This is a genomic window from Pseudoalteromonas sp. SR44-5 (assembly GCF_014163675.1).
Lineage (GTDB): Bacteria > Pseudomonadota > Gammaproteobacteria > Enterobacterales > Alteromonadaceae > Pseudoalteromonas > Pseudoalteromonas rhizosphaerae.
This window is the reverse complement of sequence record NZ_JACJDT010000035.1, coordinates 30,637-50,155: the sequence shown is the minus strand read 5'-3', so window position 1 is coordinate 50,155 and position 19,519 is coordinate 30,637. Positions and strand designations below refer to the sequence as shown.

Here is a 19,519-nt window from a genome sequence, read left to right as displayed (position 1 = left end):
GTAAGCGGTAAGCGGTAAGCGGTAAGCGGTAAGCGGTAAGCCAAAAATCTACTCAATTCAGATTTTATGTCAAGGCTTACCAAGCGCTCTGGTCGCTTAAAACTTACAGCTTATGACTTATAGCTCTAATTATAACTTATAGCTTTAAATCAGTTCATCAAACAAATCAAATAACTTATCTAGCTCTTCGATGGTGTTGTAGTGCATGCAACCAATGCGTACAACGCCGCCAGTATCCAATACACCCAATTGCTTGCATAAGCCCTGAGCGTAGAAGTTACCATCCCACACACATATATGTTGCTTACCTAAAAACTCAGACACCTGACGTGGCTCAAGCCCTGCAAAGGTTAAAGCAAAAGTTGGGGTACGTTCAGCTAAACGCTCTAAATCATCAATACCAAATAGTTTGATCTTAGGATAGTTAACTAGTCGAGTAAGGAAGTACTCACTTAACGCCATTTCATGCTGTTTAGTTTTGGCAAAAGCCGCAGCTAATTTATCGCGGCGTGAATAGCTACCATCAAGCTCACTAATATCTGCAATGTAGTCAACAGCAGCAATTAAACCTGCGAGTGCTTCAAAGCTTTGCGTGCCGGTTTCCCAGCGCCCAGGAATAACGTCCTTGGCAGGCTCAACTTTATAAGGCGTAAATCCTTCAAGGTGTTCACGCTTGCCGTAGACCATACCTAAGTGCGGGCCAAAAAACTTATACGCAGAGCAGGCTAAAAAATCACAATCAAGGGCTTGTACATCAACCAGCTCATGAGGTGCGTAATGGACTGCGTCAACATAAACCAATGCACCCACTTCATGAGCCATCGCAACAATACGCTGAATATCGTTAATAGACCCAGTAGTGTTTGATGCATACGTCACTGCAACAAGCTTAGTATTGCTATTAAGTAAGCTGGCAAAATGTGCTAAATCTAAGCTGCAATCAGCTTCATTGATACGTGCAGCGTTAACCTTCACGCCTTTATCTTCAGCTGCTTGCTGCCAAGAGGATACATTTGAGAAGTGATCAGCATTAGTCACGATGATTTCGTCGCCCGCCTGCCAGTCGCGAGAAATCGCACGGCTAAAGCTAAACGTAAGGCTGGTCATATTCGCGCCAAATACAATTTGCTCGCGCGATGGTGAATTAAGTAAATCAGCCGCTGCTTGACGCGCATTGGCCATTAACTCAACGGTTTTATCGCTTGAAAAAAACGCGCCGCCTAAGTTAGAGTTGTAATAACCTAAGTAAGCTGACATTGCACTAAGCACTGATTGTGGTACTTGCGAACCACCCGGGCCATCTAAAAATATTGGCGATTTACCCGCAACTTGTTGCATAAGTGCCGGAAACTGACGACGAAGTTTAGTTAAATTCATTATCATTCCTTAAGCCGTTAGTACGAAACAATCTAGGTAACCGTCTTTACTTGCATCAATCTTATTCATCGGCGTGGCGTTGTGCCATACTTCACGGTCGTTGATTAATGCAAACATACCGTCTTTAATTTCCATTTTAAAACACGGCTCAGCTTGTTTGTTTTCATAAACAAGTAATTCACCACCTTCTAGATTTTCATGTGATACACCACAAATACATACATGATCAAAGCCGTCTTGGTGAATACCTTCTGGCGCCGGTGGCGTGTCGCTTTCAATTGCTAGCATTCTAAACTGGTGGATCTCAATATCACGGTCTTCGTCTATACCTGTGATAGCACGAAACTCATTAACGATACTTTTCATGCCTTCACTTTGCAGTAAGCTTGACTCTAAGTTCTCGTAAGTACGCTCAACATTACCTTGAAAGGTATTAATTGAATCATCTTGTACAAAGGCTTTAGTGGCTTGTAGTTTTAGTTCGCCACCTTGTGCTTTGATCACTGAATAGCGGCGTTTACGAAACGCACCATCGGCGTACGGATTAGCAGGTAGATTAGCAAATGATGGCTTGACTGCCTCGATATGAGCTTGGTTTACAAAACGAAGTTGTAATAGGTTCTGGTTGTTTAATGCTGTCATAAAATATCACCTAAAAAATAAGAGACTAACTCATAAATATTGAAGGGGATTTTAATGCAAGTAGAGAGGATTTTTTGCGTCTTTATTTAATAAAAGGAGTTTAAAAGTATAAAATTAAGATCCAAATGTGGGTTTTATTGAATTTTTAATTTAAAAATAAAAACGACCACGTGGCGTGGTCGTTTTATCAACTACAAAAAGTATTCAATAAACTTAAGGTGTTGTTTCTACAAACTCAACATTTACTTCGCACGACTCTGTGATTGGACCTACCTCATAATAGTCAGTTGAGTCCCAAGTACCATCACAGCCTGTTACGCTTACAACTTCATAACCACTATCAGTGGTATAAATTTATCCCGCGGCTTTCACCATCTGATTATAGAAAGTTAGATTCACTAACACTACCGTTGCCAGTAACGTTCACAGTAACACTGTAGTTTACTGAATACGAAATATTGTAATAACCTTGGTTATCACGTAAATCATCTAAATAACTAACAGTACCACTGCTTAGCGGATTATAATCAAAGTCCAACCTCGCTGATTTATCAGCAATAGCTTCTATTCCACTAATAGTCTCTAATGCATTCTGTCTAGAATAGACGTCTGTTAAATTGCTATTATTACTAAAATCTAGAGTCGTAATTGGAGAGTTATTCACCTGCAGCCAGTATAAAGACGTCATCTCACTTATATTTAGCTGTTCAAGCTGATAATTACCAAACAAATCCAGTGATAAAATTAGCTCAGGATTAGCAATTGACGATAAGTCACTAATACCTGATTGATATATTCCTAGTCTTGATAAATTAGTAAAAGACGAAAAATCAAAACTTGTATAATTAGCTCCACCTATCGTTAAACTTGATATGTGATAGACCTGTGACCATGGCACAAGTGATTGCTCAATACCTTCGATACTTAATGAAGTCAAGCTTTGTAAAGCTGAAAAATCTAGATTATTTATTGAGGTATACGAAATGCTAAGGCTTTCTAAATTAACGAGATTTGTTAGGTTAAGCACTGAAACCCCCATTTTACCAATATCAAGGCGAGTTAATTTCGTTAAATTGGTGACATCAAGCTCTGTTACCCCCGTTTGCCCCCATAAAAACGCATTTCTTAGCTCTGTTAAATGCCCAATATTGAGTTCAGTTAAGCTACCACTATTAATTGCTAAGTACTCTAACTGAGTGTTAAAGATTAGGTCTAGCTGATTTAACTCTATGCCTTGTAAGTCTAAATGCACTAATTGTGTTTGATTAGATAAATCAATCTGAGTCAATGGCATATCATGCAAAGTTAAATACTGCAGTGAGGTATATGCAGATAAGTCAATATCTGAAAGATTTTGTCCACTCAACTCTAGGCGAGTAATTAGACTAGAGTCGTAAAATTGAATAGATTCTATTTTTGTTTGCTGCTCAGAACCATAGTTATAACCATTAGAAAACTCTGTTAATTGCTCAAAAGCAGATAAATCAAGATGGGGACCCAAGTTTAAGTCTGAGAGTTCAAGAATCTGTAAATTAGGCAAGGCCTCTAGACCGGCTAAAGACGTAATCACACCATAGTTGTTCCACAGGCAATTTAATTCAATCACACTCTCTAAGCTTGTTTCACCTGAATTATCAACACACATTGCAAGCGCAGGATCTGTAATATTCGCTTGGGTAGATAACGGAATAAGCTCTTTAAACGTTACATCAATTTGACAACTTTCTTTCACATAAGGGATTCTATAATCACTGCCATCTTCATAGCCGTCACAACCTGAAATACTATTAAGCTCATAACCTGAATTTGGCTCAATAGATGTCGACCAATTTGAGCCATGAGCAACATTACTATCATCTCCTACAGCTAATGAGCCATTACCATCACCATTAACTGTGATTGTATGCATAGGTAAATCAAACGATAAGTAAACTTTATCTTGCTCTAAGCAGCTATTACCTTTTAAGTACTTACAGAAAGTAACATTACGGCGGTTGTTATCAATTAATTCAATAACAGTATCTTGACCGTCGAGGGTTAACTCTAACTTTCCATCAACTAGCTCAACATATACAGGTTCAGTGTCGTCAATCTGGAAAATATAGTGTTGCTTATTTAGCACTTCATCATAGTAACCATAGGTAACAGCCCAGCGAGCAATACCATTACTATCATTTTGATAAAGGCTAAAAACTAAGTTATGTTCTTCAAACTGAGCGACATCTGTTGAAGGTGTGTAATCATGTATATATAAATGTGCTGTAGTGTCTCCACCATTTACGGCACCGCCAAGCGTCCGTTCTATAAAATAACGCTGACCATCAACAGCGACTAGGGTATATATAAACTCCCCCTCAAGTGTGCATGTATCTAAAGAAACATCGCACCAATCAACTCTCTGATAGATGCCATCAACGTATTCAGAATATCGATCACGTTTTAAATGTCCACCTTCAAACCCTCCTTGAAAAGAGCTTGTGTCAAAAGTAAAGAAAACCTCTCCATCATCATAAACTTGTATTTCCCCCCAATGGGTGTCTAGGTCATGACCATCTCTAAACTGGTGACGACCAGCAAAGTTATCTGCACTAATTGGTTGTTCATTACGACGCACCATGATGCCTGAATCTGTATAATGCTCACCGTCAAAAATACCTTGAGTAACAAGCTGGTAACCAACATTTAAACCTTTAGTGATATAAAATGATTCAGTTCCGTTATCTTCAGGAAAGAAAAGCGCTATAGAGTTATCAACTATTTGCCAAGTGAAATTATCTTCGGATAAGTCACTTATATTATGAGATACACCAGACCCATCAAGATTAAAATTTACTTTATTAACAGTCTTTTCCCCGACCAAGTCAACTGACCATTGTCCTGCGATATCATCGGTTGTAATAGCTAAACGTTGATCGAGTGATGTTTTACTCACTTCATAAGAAGTTGTGTATTCATCAACTAACACATCATCTTTATATTGTTCGATTACTCGATCTAACTCATACCAGTTAATTCCTTTCTCTGGTAATGGTTTTAATCTCAGGCTTGTAGCAATATTTTTAAAATTAACCTCAAGTGGAAAACCCTCTGGATATTCTATATTTTGATATTCATTAAGAATAAACGCTTGCTGTGGGGTGATTTCAATCACACCTTGCTCATCCTCTTGCCAAGTAATATCAACTTTACCGTTGTAGGTTAAATAGCCGGTATTATCTTCATTAAGATCTACAGTATAAGCACTTGCATAATACAGATCTTGATTACCAATAATGAAGCTACCAGCTGTTGCCTGCTTCTCTTTAAAGGTTGCTGTAATTTCACAATCAGTGTTACTTGCAAATGCAATGTAGTGATTACCTTCAATATAGCCATCGCAGCCTTCAATTACGTCTAAAACGAAACCGTCGTCAGGAATGATTTCAAACCCAACTTTTTGATACAAAAATGACGCTTGTGATGCGGGTGAAATTTCACCATTGCCACTTGAGTTAGCGCTAAGGGTAACTTTAGGGCGCTTTGGTAAGTAAGTAATTTGTGACGCAGCATTACACGTGCCACCATCTTGATAATGGCAAACTACAATGCTGCCGGTATCTGATGAAACAAGCTCAAGATGCCACGTTTCACCATTTCGGTCATAACTTAATACACCGTCATTAAAGGTTGCGCCGGTGTAAGTCTGCCCCTCTAATTCAACAACGTATATTACGTTACCGTTTTCGTCATATTCAGTATAAATTCTATCTGTTTGGCCATCTGCTGAATAAAACTCTGTGTAATTCTCTAATAGCTCTTCGGTGAATGCGCTGTAGGTTAAGTCTTTGCTGTATTCATAAACTAATATTGCACCGCTTTGAGACCTAATCTCACCATTTGGTAAATAGTAATTTAGAGTGCGCTTAATGTAATACAGGTTACCAACAATACTGATGAACTCATGAATCATTTCACTTTCAAGGTAGCAACTTGCACCAAAGCCTTCACATGACGTAACAATTTCATTGTTATAAATAAAACGCTTACGTGTAAACTGACCATCATTTAAATGCCCCTGCCAATCAGTGATGCCTAGGCCGATCATCATTGTGCCATCGCTAAAAATATTTAAATCATACGATTGAGATGTGCCGATAAAGCCATGCCAACGACCAATTAAATTATCATTCGTAGTCGATACCGCTTGTTTTTTGATTAATAGCCCCGTTAGGGTGTCACTCGGCTTATCAAAGCTCGTATCAAGACCAACTAATTGATAGCCGCCACTTAATGCTTTTGTAAACCAAAGCTCTAGCTGCCCTGTTTCGCCGCCGTCATCATAGTTAACAATTAAGCTATGGCTATTTAGCTGCCAAGTAAACGCTTCGCTACTATCAACAACGCCTGTACCGTCAGCATAAAATTGCAGAGTTTCAGGTAGGTTGGGATCGTAGCTAGTATAAAAGTCATTATCTTGTACATGAAGTGCCCACTCACCTACCAGCTGTTCAGCTAATAATGAAATGGTTTTATTTTTATATATTAGATTCGTCGTATATGTTTCATCATCTTCAGTCGTCATTGTAACTGAACCGCTGTTGCTATTAACAACCGTTCGCTCTGTTGAACGCGTCACTTCGATGGTTCTAAACACATCGTTTTCAGCCAATACAGTAAAGCTGAATCCAGTTAAAACTACAGACTCTGAACTTTCTGCATCTGAATTTTGATAAATCGTAACTTTTTCAGCAAAGTCTAATGTATAAACGCCTGCATTTTCAGCCCAAGAGATCGCACTACTGGTATTAGAGCTAAACTGCCCGCTTCCATCAGCCCTTAAGCTAAGGTGGAATGCTGTATTGGTATGATAACGAGGTGAGTTAATAATATAATTACCCTCGAGCGTACCTGTTGCGCCGGTTACGAGAGCATCATCTTCTTTAATTTCTTTTTTGGTTTTTTCGATGATTTCAGGATCTTTCTCTATCACTTCTTCTTCAAACTGCTTCGCGACTTGTTCATTCGCAACAAGCTCCAGCGTGCTATTAATACCTTCAGGTAATTGATAATCTGGATTATCAACAACAATCTTAATAAGTGTTGCTAGCTGAATCTTCTCATCCGCATCAACATTTAACAGTGCGCTATTAAGCTCTTCTTCACTCGCAGGCTCTGTACCATCACGTGTTAAAAGTGCAAATTCAGCAGTGGTAACATTAGTGATATTGACACCAAAATTATCATTACTATCAAGCGTATTATCCTCGCCCGCTTGTGCTAAAAGCTTTTCAACTGAACTTAGCTGCGATACAAACTCAACACCTGGGTTTAAGGTATCTAGTCCTTTCGCTTTTACTCTTACCAACTTTTTAGTTGATGACTCATCGATATTTAAAACCGCTGTATAACGACCACTATCATTTGCTTGAACCTGGAACGATTCACCACCAACAACAATTTCAAGTTCAGCATTTGCAATTGGCTCATCAGTAACAAGCCCTGTTATGGTTACATTGGATACTTTACGCTTGATGAGCACCGCTTGAGAGGATGATGCTGAAGCACCATCATTATCAGTAACCGTTACAGTAAAATTAACCGTAATGTCTTCACTGATATCGGGGGAAGTAAAGCTCACTTCAGCACTGGAAAGACCATCACTGATAAAGTCAAAGCTCGCATCGTGGCTCCAACTATATGACGAAATTTCACCATCAGTATCATTTGCTGTCGCTTTAAGAGTGAATGTTTCTTGTTCTATTTGTTCATCTGCAGCCGTTAGTGTAACTATTGGGCCTTGGTTAACTGGGTCAACAGGTTTTGGCGTTGTACTAACGCTATCATCACCTCCGCCTCCACAGCCAGTTAAAAATAGCGCACTGGCTAGTAAGCCTATGCGTAGCTTTATTTCAAAAAAACCCATTTTATTCCCCTTTTAAATGGATGCTATTGAGGGAGCTGTGTTTAAATCATTTCCCTTTAATAATTTAAAAAAGCCTTAGCTTAATGTGGCTTTAAAATTTTGTTTTCGGTTCTTATAACTTTTTATATTTATACTTTAAGAATTACACCTCAGAAGCCTCAAGCTCGAATCATCATTCTCAAGTTATTAAATCTCCCAATCCCCTGATTCTCATAGGCTAATTATTCTTTCGTACACTAAAGATATTGATGCTGCGTAATTTGATGTGGTAAATGAAATTGAAATTAGCTAAGGAGTTTACGATGGTGCCTTTCATTGCTGATTAATTATTTTAATAGCATGAAGGAAGTTATCGCCTTTTCCATGGCAACTAATAACATATGTTAATTTTTTATTGGTAAGATTCTAGACTAAGAAAACTTTTCGTCAAGTGAAAATGAACAAAGGCTTAACAAAAACCCACATATTGTGGGTTTTTTTGCAACAAGTAGACTTTTAAACAGCTTGTTGAATAATCACGTTGTCTGCTTTTTTAGTGTAAGCAGGCATGCGATGGAAGTTCAAGTAACGGTATGTATCTGATGCTGTTGCATTGATCTTCGCAGCATATTCTTGATACTCAGCAGATGTTGGTAACCTACCTAAAATTGCAGCGATTGCAGCAAGTTCAGATGAAGCTAAAAATACGTTTGCGCCATTACCTAAACGGTTCGGGAAATTACGTGTAGAGGTAGACACAACTGTTGCTTGATCTGCAACACGTGCTTGGTTACCCATACATAGTGAACAACCTGGAGTTTCGATACGTGCGCCAACACGACCAAAAATACCGTAATAACCTTCTTCTGTAAGTTGGTCTTTATCCATCTTAGTTGGTGGAGCAACCCAAAGCTGAGTCGGTAATTGACCTTTAAAGCCATCAAGCAACTTACCAGCAGCACGGAAGTGACCAATGTTAGTCATACAAGAGCCGATGAATACTTCATCAATTTTCTCGCCTGCAACATCAGAAAGAAGACGCGCATCATCTGGATCATTTGGTGCACAAAGAACTGGCTCTTTAATTTCGGCTAAATCGATATCAACTATATGAGCGTACTCAGCGTCTTTATCAGCTTCCATAAGTTCTGGGTTAGCTAACCACTCTTGCATTGCTGTAACACGACGTTCAATCGTACGTACATCACCGTAACCTTCAGAGATCATCCACTTCAGCATCACAATGTTTGATTCTAGGTATTCAGAAATAGATTCTTTAGATAACTTAACAGTACAACCTGCCGCCGAACGCTCTGCAGATGCATCAGATAATTCAAATGCTTGCTCAACAGTTAGGTGCTCAACGCCTTCAATTTCTAGTACACGACCAGAGAATTCGTTAATTTTTCCTTTTTTCTCAACGGTTAATAAGCCTTGCTTAATACCGTAGTAAGGGATTGCATGTACTAGGTCACGTAATGTGATACCAGGCTGCATTTCGCCTTTAAAACGGACTAAAATTGATTCAGGCATATCAAGTGGCATTACACCAGTTGCTGCTGCGAATGCTACTGCACCCGACCCAGCTGGGAATGAAATACCTAATGGGAAACGTGTATGTGAATCACCACCAGTACCGACGGTATCTGGTAATAACATGCGGTTTAACCATGAGTGGATAATACCGTCACCTGGGCGAAGTGAAACACCGCCACGGTTCATGATGAAATCAGGAAGCGTATGGTGAGTATTTACATCAATAGGTTTAGGGTAAGCTGATGTATGACAGAAAGACTGCATTGTTAAATCTGCAGAGAAACCTAAACAGGCTAAATCTTTAAGTTCATCACGCGTCATAGGACCGGTTGTATCTTGCGAACCAACAGTTGTCATTTTAGGCTCACAGTATTGACCTGGGCGAATACCAGCAACGTTACATGCTTTACCAACCATTTTTTGCGCTAGTGTGAAGCCTTTATCAGAAACTTCTGTTGCTGTTGGTACTTTAAATACATCTGTTGCACCCAAGCCAAGAGATGTACGCGCTTTGTCAGTTAAACCACGACCAATGATTAGTGGGATACGACCACCAGCACGAACTTCATCTAAAATTACCTCAGATTTAAGTTCAAAAGTAGAAATAATTTCATCAGTACCATGACGCTTAACAACACCTTCGTAAGGGAAGATATCGATTTGCTCACCCATGTTAAGTTCATCAACATTTAATTCGATTGGTAATGCGCCTGAATCTTCCATTGTGTTGAAGAAGATTGGCGCAATTTTATTACCTAAACATACACCGCCAACACGCTTGTTTGGTACAAACGGGATATCATCGCCCATAAACCAAAGTACAGAGTTAGTTGCTGACTTACGAGAAGAGCCAGTACCAACAACATCACCTACGTAGGCAAGTGGTAAGCCTTTCGTTTTTAGTTCTTCAAGTTGTGTAATTGGACCAACTTCACCAGCTTTATCAGGTGTAATACCGTCACGTTCAATTTTTAGCATTGCTAAAGCATGCAATGGAATATCAGGACGTGACCAGGCGTCTGGCGCTGGTGATAAATCATCAGTATTTGTTTCGCCTGTTACTTTGAATACCGTAACTGAGATTTTTTCAGCAACCGCAGGTTTATTGGTAAACCATTCTGCAGCAGCCCAAGATTCAATAATTTGCTTAGCGTATTCATTACCCGCTTTTGCTTTTTCTTCAACGTCATAAAATGCATCAAACATTAATAACGTATTTGCAAGACCTTTAACAACGATTGGCGCAAGCGCTTCTTCGTCAAGTAGCTCAATCATGGGGGCGATGTTGTAACCGCCAAGCATTGTGCCTAATAGTTCAGCTGCTTTTTCTTTTGAAATTAGTGGTGAAGTTGCCTCACCTTTAGCAACTGCGGCTAAAAAGCCAGCTTTGATGTAAGCTGCGTCATCCACACCTGGCGGCACGCGATTTACTAATAAGTCTAAAATAAACTCTTCTTCACCTGCAGGTGGTGTTTTAACTAGCTCGATAAGATCAGCCGTTTGCTGAGCATCCAATGGCGCTGGTACGATACCTAACGCGGCACGTTCTTCTACGTGTTTACGATAATCTTCTAGCACAATATTGCCCTCTTGGTGACGTGAAAGTATTCAGTAATACACATTCTCGCGAAAAATTACTCAATACTTATAGTATTCTGACGATTAATTATAAAGCTTTTAAATATAGATGAAAATCCGTGCAATCAAGCAAAATTCTATACTCATTATAAATACTGTGAATAACCAATTAGGAAAAAACCATTCACATGAATGTTAATTAACTGCGAATCATTGCTATTTTTTAGGCATAAAAAAACCCAGCATCTTGCTGGGTTTTTAATAAATCAAATGCTATTAACGCTTAACTTTCACGCGCTCAATTGACTTAAGGTGTGCTTCTACACGACGGTTTTCCGCGTGTGCAGCAGGTGTGTTGTCTGTATTTTTAAGACGCTCTTCGCCTAGACCAACAGTAGTAATACGATCTTCAGCAATGCCATCAGCAATTAGCTTAGCAGCAACTGCATCAGCACGCTTTTTCGATAACCACTTGTTATACTCAGCTTTACCAACAGCTGAAGAATGACCTTCAAGTAATACTGTTGTGTCTGTATGCTCTTTTAAGAAGCTAGCAACTTGGTCAATACCGCTGTCATATTTACCAGCAACTTTTGAGGCGTTGTTAGGGAATGTTACTAACAAGCTTTTAGTTACTTCACGGTCTTCATATAAAGTACAACCTGTACCATCAACAGCATCTGTCATTGGTGTGTTTGCACATTGGTCATCTGCATCAGGGATGTTATCACCATCGCTATCTACCGGGGCAACTGCTACAGGTACTACTGTAGCTGGAGCTGGAGCAGCTTTAACTGGCTCAGCAGCTGAACTTTGCTTGCCAAATAAATAGCTAAGACCAAGTTTAGCACCTACATCTGTGTAACCACGGTCAAGACCTTGATAAATAGATGTTTCAGCATTAAATGCGAAATTATCAGTGAAATAATGTTGGTAACCAGCACCTAGATTAGCAAAAGTTAGGTTTTCTGTAATATCGATTTTCTTAAGACCGAAAATACCATAGAAAGGGCCGCCGTTGATGTGATAAAGACCATCAATACCTAAACGGTCGCCGTCCATGCTTGTTGCGTTCATGGCAGGATTTGCATTTGAAATGTCAAAATCCATATCAGCATATTCTAGACGTGCACTCCAGTAATCGTTAAAACGATAACCAATTTCTGCACCCCAACCAGTTGAATCATCAACGTTAGTACCTGCGCTTCCACGGACATTTTCCCATGAAGCATCGTAATAATCGCCAAAAGCACCGATAAAGAAACCTTCTTTTTCAGCAGCGAAACTTGAAGCGCTAGTTGCAGCTAGTGCTAAAGCAATAGTAAGTGATTTTAATTTCATTGTTTCCTTCCCATTTTCACAATTAAAATTGTAGCTAAGAGACCCTAGCTCAATAAGTTTAACCATAGAGTACCGTATCTTTAGTTAATCATTACTTAACGAAAATATTTAAATGCATATTTTGCAATTTAACTATTTATTAAAATAAAGCGCCCTACATTATAGTTCAGATAAAAAACTTTACCTAACTTGCACATCTATCGATTGTCAGCATTGTAATTGCTATCACTGCAATTTCAGCCACAACGTTTCTAATATCTTTGGCTTTAATAATTTAAATGCTTAAGCTAATGAGTGCATTATATTGGTTAATTTTAAATCAACAAGTAGTTAAGCATATTTATTTCTTATAATTATTAATAAATAACAGCTTTTAACTAAAGATCTGGATGTATAAGTCACATCAATTCATTAATCGTCGCTCAATTTACGAACAATACGCCTAACAATCAGCACTGCGTTATTATGTTCCGCAGAATGTTTGGTAATTAGTATCCCCATCAACAGGCGGGGAGTACCAAAATGCAGGGCTTGCCAACAATTGGTAAGGCGACCTCAAGGCCGTTAAATATTCATCTAACATGCTGCTTTCACCAGTACTTTCATACTGCTGTATTATGCTTTCAACAATATGATTACGCGGGATCAAGCGTGGGTTGGCTTGGCGCATCAGCTGATAGCTTTGCGTATTTGTTCTGGCTAACCACTTAATAGACCAACCAGCCAAGTCACTCGGAATGGCAGTCTGACCTTGCAATGATTCTGTTAAGGAGTCAAAAGTATTGGTGTAATCAAGCTGATGGGTTTTCAGTAAAGTTAATAACTCGGATACTAATTCAGCATCGCCATCTTGATGACCATCAAAGCCCAGTTTTTTCGCCCACATCTGTGTAAAGGCTTGATGAAACTGCTCAGCAAAACCATTTATTAATGGGCTTAATAGCTCAACAGCCTGCTCTTCGTCATCGCTAATTAAAGGAATTAAACTTTCAGCTAAACGTGCACAATTCCAATTAGCAATATTAGGTTGATTGCCAAAAGCATAGCGACCTTGGCGATCAATAGAACTAAATACAGTATCAAAATCAAACTGATTCATCATTGCACAAGGGCCATAATCGATGGTCTCACCACTGACGAGCGTATTATCAGTATTCATTACTCCATGAATAAAACCAACGCGCATCCAGCTAACAATCAGGCTAACTTGCTTTTCAATTACCGCACTTAAAAATGCCAAATAACGCGCAGAGCCCGTAGACTTTATCTCAGGATAATGACGCTCAATAGCTAAATCAGCTAAGGCTTTTAAACCAGTCTCGTCACCTTGCGCAGCTAAATACTGAAACGAACCGACACGTATATGACTACTAGCAACGCGGGTAACAATGGCTCCTTGTTGTGGTGGTTGACGGTAAACTGTTTCACCACTGGCAACAACTGCCAAACAACGTGTCGTCGCTATGCCAAGCCCGTGCATTGCCTCACTCATTATATATTCACGTACCGCAGGACCGATTGCACAACGGCCATCACCTCCACGTGAAAATGGCGTAGCACCAGAACCTTTGAGTTGAATGTCCCAAAGCTGTTGCTGCTGATCAGTGACAGCCCCTAATAAATGTGCTCGCCCATCACCTAAACGCGGTGAAAAATGTCCAAATTGATGCCCTGAGTAACCTAATGCCACAGCAGCAACATCGCTGTTATTAAGATTACCAGAAAAAATTACCGCACGTTCTGATGTGACAACCTCAATATTAAGCTGCCTAGCTAACGTATCGTTCCACAGCAGTAAGTTTGGAGCAATAACAGCACTTGGCTGATCAGCCACAGCAAAATCATCAGCAATCTGGGTGTAACGAGCAACTAATTTCATAGTATTCCTTAAGCTTGGGTTGTTTGTATACCAACGCGATTATCGCCCACGCTGTATGCAACTAACAGACTGAGCTCTTGTAGGCTTAATCCGCTTTGTTGCTGCAATTCATTAAAAAAATGTTGAGCGCTGGCAAGTGACTTTTTAGTTTGTAAACCGCCATCAATTATTTTATGAGCACGGAGATAACTTTCTACATCACGCGATAATAAAAAAGTATCTTTCCCTAAGGTTCGCAATGCATAAGGGCCGGTGTTACCACCTAAACGCGCCCCATGCTTTTTTAAATACCCCCACAAACCAATAATATCGTCGCTCGGCCAATCTGCAATAAACTGACTAAAACTGCCATGTTCACTTGCCACTTCATGGATCATATACGCATTTTCTGGGATCGTTTGCACTTTTTTAAAGTTACGAACGATTCGCTCATCGGTGGCTTTTTGCTCAAGCATATCTGGCGGCATCATTAATAATTTAGCCACACTAAAATCCCAAAATACTTCCCGAAAACCTGGCCATTTATTGTTGATCACTGACCAATAAAAACCACTTTGAAAAATTTTGCGGGTAAACTCTTCAAGCCATGCATCATCAGGTAAAGCAGTTAATTGCTTTGCATTTTGAGGGGCAACAAGTAATTGCTGTAACATTACTTCGCTACCTTTTCGCTGTGCCGCTCGTTGATATATATCTTGAAATTTTTCCATTACTCACTACCACTGCTTGTTATTACGCTTACTGTAACGCTATTTACGTTGTAAAAAAATGTCAGGAGCACATTGCAGCTAAAAATAAACTTAAAAATATCCAGCCTTGACACCTAGACGGCTAAAATGCTTTAATCTTTCGCATTACCCCTATTAAAGGTTTGAGTTTTAAACGATAAAACTTACACCATGGGCTAGAAGAGGTGCGTTATTCAGGTAACGTATGTGAGGAGCACACACTCCAGTGATCATACGTGAGGGGAATTAACGCCGAGAAGTAACACTTTTTGTGAAGTTTTACTTCGGGCGACTGGGTTGAATCCCAGCGACTGTCACCAATAACAGCTTGGCTGTTAAAATATTTGGTGGAGAGCTTCTGGTCTTAGCGTAATAAGGCCATAGCGCCCTATTATATTAAGCCCATTCGCTCTTCGAATTATTAGTTCGAACGACGTTAATGTGGCTCCAATCATAAAAGCTTATTAACTCCTCGAATCACTTATAAGTTCGTGAGAGATGATCAATAACTTCAATTTAAATGACTACCCTTTGTGGACGGCACTCGTCACGCCATTTACTGACGCTGGTGAAGTCGACTATGCCACTCTTGATCAGTTAGTTGCACAGCAGCAAGTGGCTGACAATGGTATTTTATTACTTGGTAGCACCGGCGAAGGCCTCGCACTAACACTCAAAGAGCAACAAGCGATTGTTGAACACGTGTGCCAATTAACGCCAACAGTACCGCTGATGGTTGCAGTAGGCGGTATAAATCTAAAGCAACAACTTGCCTGGGTTGAATACTGTAATCAGTTACCCATTCATAGCTATTTACTGGGCACTCCCCTATACGCTAAGCCCGGCGTGGTAGGCCAAACACATTGGTTTGAAAGCTTACTTAATACCAGTAAACATCCTTGCATGCTTTATAACGTACCAGGGCGCAGTGCTGTTGATATTCCATCGGCCGTAATTAGCAACTTGAAAGACCATAAAAACTTGTGGGCACTCAAAGAAGCCAGTGGCGACATTGCTAAATTTGAAGGTTTTAGAAAAGTCGCACCTAATTTAGCTATTTTTAGCGGTGACGATGCACTGATGCCTTACTTTGCCCAGGCTGGCGCAAAAGGTTTAGTCTCTGTGGCTGCTAATGCATGGCCTGTGCAAACCCATGAGTTTGTAAAACGAAGTCTCAGCGGTCAACACCCCAATTTATTTGCCGACTGGTCACAAGCCATTCAAAGCTTGTTTGCTGTCGCAAACCCTATCCCCGTCAAAGTATTGATGCATTTACAAGGGCGAATTAACAGCCCGTACTTACGTCCACCTTTGACGCATCTTGAGTTAACGCAAACTGATTGTATTAACAACGCAAACAACACCATTTTATCTTGGCATTAAATACAGGTTTTTATAATGAGCTGGTTAGAACTACTAAATAATTTAGAATCGGGCGCTGTGCGCGCAGCAACACAAGACGACAACGGCCAATGGCATGCTAACGTTCTGGTAAAACAAGGTATTTTAGAAGCGTTTAAAAATGGCACTAATACCGAATTTCCAGGTGGCTTTGTTGATAAACACAATTTAGCACCACAAGGTTTTGCAGCCGATGCTGGAGTGCGTATGGTACCTGGTGGCTCAAGCGTTCGCCGTGGCGCACACGTTGCTAAGGGCACGATTATTATGCCACCAGCATATGTAAACATTGGTGCCTTTATCGACGAAGGCACTATGGTTGATAGCCACGCGTTAGTGGGGTCGTGTGCGCAAGTAGGTAAAAATGTACATTTAAGCGCTGCAGTACAACTAGGCGGTGTACTTGAACCTATTGGTGCAAGCCCGGTGGTGGTAGAAGACGATGCATTCATCGGTGCAGGTTGCGTGATTGTTGAAGGCGTAGTAGTGAAAAAAGGCGCGGTGCTCGCACCAGGTGTACGCTTATCAGCAACTATTCCTGTTTATGACTGTGTTAATGAGCGCCAGCTGGCTAAAGGCGAGCCTATTCCTGAATACGCGATTGTTATTCCAGGTTCTCGCCCAGCTTCTAATACTTGGGCTCGCGAGCAAGGATTAAGTATGTCGTGTGCATTAATTGTAAAATACCGTGATGAACAAAGTGATGCATCATTGCTGCTTGAAGAGGTTTTACGTTAATGAGCTTTTTGAGCACGCCAGTTAAAACCGCCATTGATGAGCTATCAACTGCGCTTGATACACCCTTTTTTATTTACGACCTTGATACATTAAACGCACACTTAACGCGGTTAGTGACGCAAACTGAGGTAAAACTGTGGTATGCCGTAAAAGCTAACCCATTATCTAAAGTCATTCAAAGCTTAGATAACGCGGGTTTTAACTTTGATGTGGCAAGCAAGGGCGAACTTGAGCAAGTACTTGCTCAAGGTATTAACAGCGAGCGCGTGCTCAATACAGGGCCTGCCAAAAGCCCAAAACAAATTAAACACTTTATTGCGCGCGGCGTACGTACCTTTGTTGCCGAAAGCCTTAATCAAGTACGCTGGCTTAACGAGCAAGCAAGCTTACAAAACTGTCAGTTACAGGTATTACTGCGAGTGCAATTACGCTGGCCTGAAGGGGAAAAAAACCCACTTGGTGGCGATAGCCTTACTCCATTTGGTTTAGGTTGCGATGAATGGCAAGCGCTAAATACTAGCGACTACCCAGCGCTTAATTTTGACGGTCTGCATATTTTTCAGTGGGGCAACATGCTTAGCAGCGACAAACTCGCTGAGCTGTGGACACAAATGATTACGCCGTTAACAAAGCTTGCCAACGATTTAGGTATTCACTTAAAAGTACTCGACTTAGGCGGTGGTTTAGGTATTCCTTACACTCTTGATGCACCAACCTTAAGTTGGGATGCGCTCATTGATGCATTAGCTGACATTAAGAATGCCGCAGACGTACAAGAACTCTGGATGGAGCTTGGCCGTTATGCTGTGGGCGAATGCGGTCATTACGCAACACCTGTCGTTGAGCGAAAACTTAACTATGCCCAACAACAAGTGATCTTAAGCGGCGGTATTAATCATTTATTGCGCCCTGCAGTCACCAGCCAAGATTTCCCGGCACGATTATTACGAGACTCAACTGCTGCATACCAAACTATGAGCTTATATGGGCCATTATGTACAGCACTTGATTGCTTAGGTGAACACCAATTACCTAGTGATTTAAATGAGCAAGACTGGCTGGTGTTTAGCCAATGTGGCGCGTACGGCTTTACCGAAAGTATGCCGTATTTTTTATGTCATGAGCTAGCCGCTGAATACACATTACAAAATGGCGAGCTTAACTGTATTCGCACAGCTGAAGATGCCAACTACTACTTAAGGTAATTGAGATGAGTACGACTAAAGCTATAAGCCAAGAAAACATAGTAGTTGGTGAAGTTGCCAACGGCCTACCGCTCACAATTCCTGTCTATCGTTTAAAAGGCGATGGCACTGGGCCAAGTGTGTATGTGCAAGCTAATATGCACGGTGCAGAAGTACAAGGCAATGCGGTTATTTACCAATTACTTGAGCAGCTTAAGCATCTTGAACTCAAAGGCGATATCACCCTGGTGCCTTACGCGAACCCAATTGGTTGCAATCAAAAATCGGGCGAATTCACCCTTGGTCGTTTTGATCCAATCACCGGCACCAACTGGAACCGCATGTATCACTGCAATAGTAAGCTCGCGAGCCAATTTGCTGAGCAATACAGTGATGCCGATGAGCAAACCTTAAAAAGTGAGTTTAAAGCCGCACTGATTGATGAAGTAGACCAACAACTAAGCGGTCCAGCTTATCGCCTAACTACAGGCAAACGCATTGCACTTAACTTGCAAAAGTTGGCACACCAAGCTGATATCGTGCTCGACTTACACACAGGCCCCATTTCGAGTCAGCATTTATATTGCCCAGATTATGCCAAGGCCAGTGCCAACTACTTTAATATTCCTCATGTATTAATCATCCCTAATGATTTTGCAGGAGCAATGGATGAAGCAAGTTTTTGCCCATGGTGGCAATTAACCGAGGCATTAGCTCAACAAGGGCGTGAATTTAATGTTCAAGTTGAAGCTTTTACGGTCGAACTCGGCAGCCAAGAAAAGATAGATTTAACTGCGGCCCTTGATGATGCTAATAGTATTTTAAGTTACCTAAATCATAAGCAGGTATTCGTTGATGCCCCCTATCAGCCAAAAGTAATGAAGCGCTACGGCTGTGATTTAAATGATTACCTTGCTTACTATGCACCTATGGGCGGCATGGTTGAGTATATAGCGCCACTTGGCGGCCATATCAAAGCTGGCGAGCCGATTGCTAGAGTATTGCGAATGGAGCGCTACCTAGCAGAGCAACCATTACAAACCCTAACACTTGATTGTGACGCCATCGCGATTTTGCATTTTGCTTCAGCAAGCGTAAACCAAGGCACCGAACTATATAAATTCTTTACTAACGTATTTGAGCTTTAATTTTTATATCAAGCTCAACCCTTCTCATTGCGTGAGAGCACGACTATCCAATTGGAAAAAGTGCATTGAACAAGCGGCTTCGGCCG

Annotated in this window: 11 protein-coding genes and 1 riboswitch; of the genes, 4 read left to right on the top strand and 7 right to left on the bottom strand. The window is 40.6% G+C overall.

Annotation, left to right across the window (positions count from 1 at the left end; translation table 11 throughout):
- Positions 1-144: 144 nt before the first annotated feature.
- The 7 genes from H5154_RS16525 to H5154_RS16495 form a co-directional block, all read right to left on the bottom strand.
- A complete protein-coding gene (locus H5154_RS16525) occupies positions 145-1,377 on the bottom strand; it encodes a cysteine desulfurase-like protein (RefSeq protein ID WP_182718991.1) in 1,233 nt (410 codons plus the stop codon).
- A gap of 9 nt (positions 1,378-1,386) precedes the next feature.
- Positions 1,387-2,019: a 2OG-Fe dioxygenase family protein gene (locus H5154_RS16520; protein ID WP_182718990.1), complete on the bottom strand. Its 633-nt coding sequence runs from the start codon at positions 2,017-2,019 to the stop codon at positions 1,387-1,389.
- A 379-nt stretch (positions 2,020-2,398) separates the two neighbouring features.
- On the bottom strand, positions 2,399-7,921 hold the full coding sequence (locus tag H5154_RS16515; protein WP_182718989.1) for a leucine-rich repeat domain-containing protein: 5,523 nt from the start codon (positions 7,919-7,921) through the stop codon (positions 2,399-2,401).
- 495 nt (positions 7,922-8,416) lie between these two features.
- Complete coding sequence (acnB, locus tag H5154_RS16510; protein WP_149980473.1) at positions 8,417-11,014, bottom strand: bifunctional aconitate hydratase 2/2-methylisocitrate dehydratase; 2,598 nt, start codon at positions 11,012-11,014, stop codon at positions 8,417-8,419.
- 276 nt (positions 11,015-11,290) lie between these two features.
- Positions 11,291-12,355, bottom strand: coding sequence for an OmpA family protein (locus tag H5154_RS16505; RefSeq protein ID WP_149980472.1), 1,065 nt, complete (start codon positions 12,353-12,355; stop codon positions 11,291-11,293).
- Positions 12,356-12,818: 463 nt separating this feature from the next.
- Complete coding sequence (locus H5154_RS16500) at positions 12,819-14,234, bottom strand: YdiU family protein (RefSeq protein ID WP_149980471.1); 1,416 nt, start codon at positions 14,232-14,234, stop codon at positions 12,819-12,821.
- A gap of 8 nt (positions 14,235-14,242) precedes the next feature.
- On the bottom strand, positions 14,243-14,944 hold the full coding sequence (locus H5154_RS16495) for a DNA-3-methyladenine glycosylase I (RefSeq protein ID WP_149980470.1): 702 nt from the start codon (positions 14,942-14,944) through the stop codon (positions 14,243-14,245).
- Between the two features lie 190 nt (positions 14,945-15,134).
- A riboswitch (Lysine riboswitch) is annotated at positions 15,135-15,328 on the top strand.
- A 132-nt stretch (positions 15,329-15,460) separates the two neighbouring features.
- Here H5154_RS16495 and dapA point away from each other — a divergent pair.
- From dapA to H5154_RS16475, 4 genes are read left to right on the top strand one after another with little or no spacing between them, the layout of a single operon-like run.
- Positions 15,461-16,345, top strand: coding sequence for a 4-hydroxy-tetrahydrodipicolinate synthase (gene dapA / locus H5154_RS16490; RefSeq protein WP_182718988.1), 885 nt, complete (start codon positions 15,461-15,463; stop codon positions 16,343-16,345).
- A gap of 15 nt (positions 16,346-16,360) precedes the next feature.
- Entirely contained in the window at positions 16,361-17,101 is a 741-nt protein-coding gene (locus tag H5154_RS16485; RefSeq protein ID WP_145237985.1) for a 2,3,4,5-tetrahydropyridine-2,6-dicarboxylate N-succinyltransferase, read from the top strand.
- Positions 17,101-18,306, top strand: coding sequence for a PLP-dependent decarboxylase (locus H5154_RS16480; protein ID WP_182718987.1), 1,206 nt, complete (start codon positions 17,101-17,103; stop codon positions 18,304-18,306). The genes H5154_RS16485 and H5154_RS16480 overlap by 1 nt, the downstream gene beginning before the upstream one ends.
- 5 nt (positions 18,307-18,311) lie before the next feature.
- A complete protein-coding gene (locus H5154_RS16475; RefSeq protein ID WP_182718986.1) occupies positions 18,312-19,433 on the top strand; it encodes a succinylglutamate desuccinylase/aspartoacylase family protein in 1,122 nt (373 codons plus the stop codon).
- The last annotated feature ends 86 nt before the right edge of the window (positions 19,434-19,519 follow it).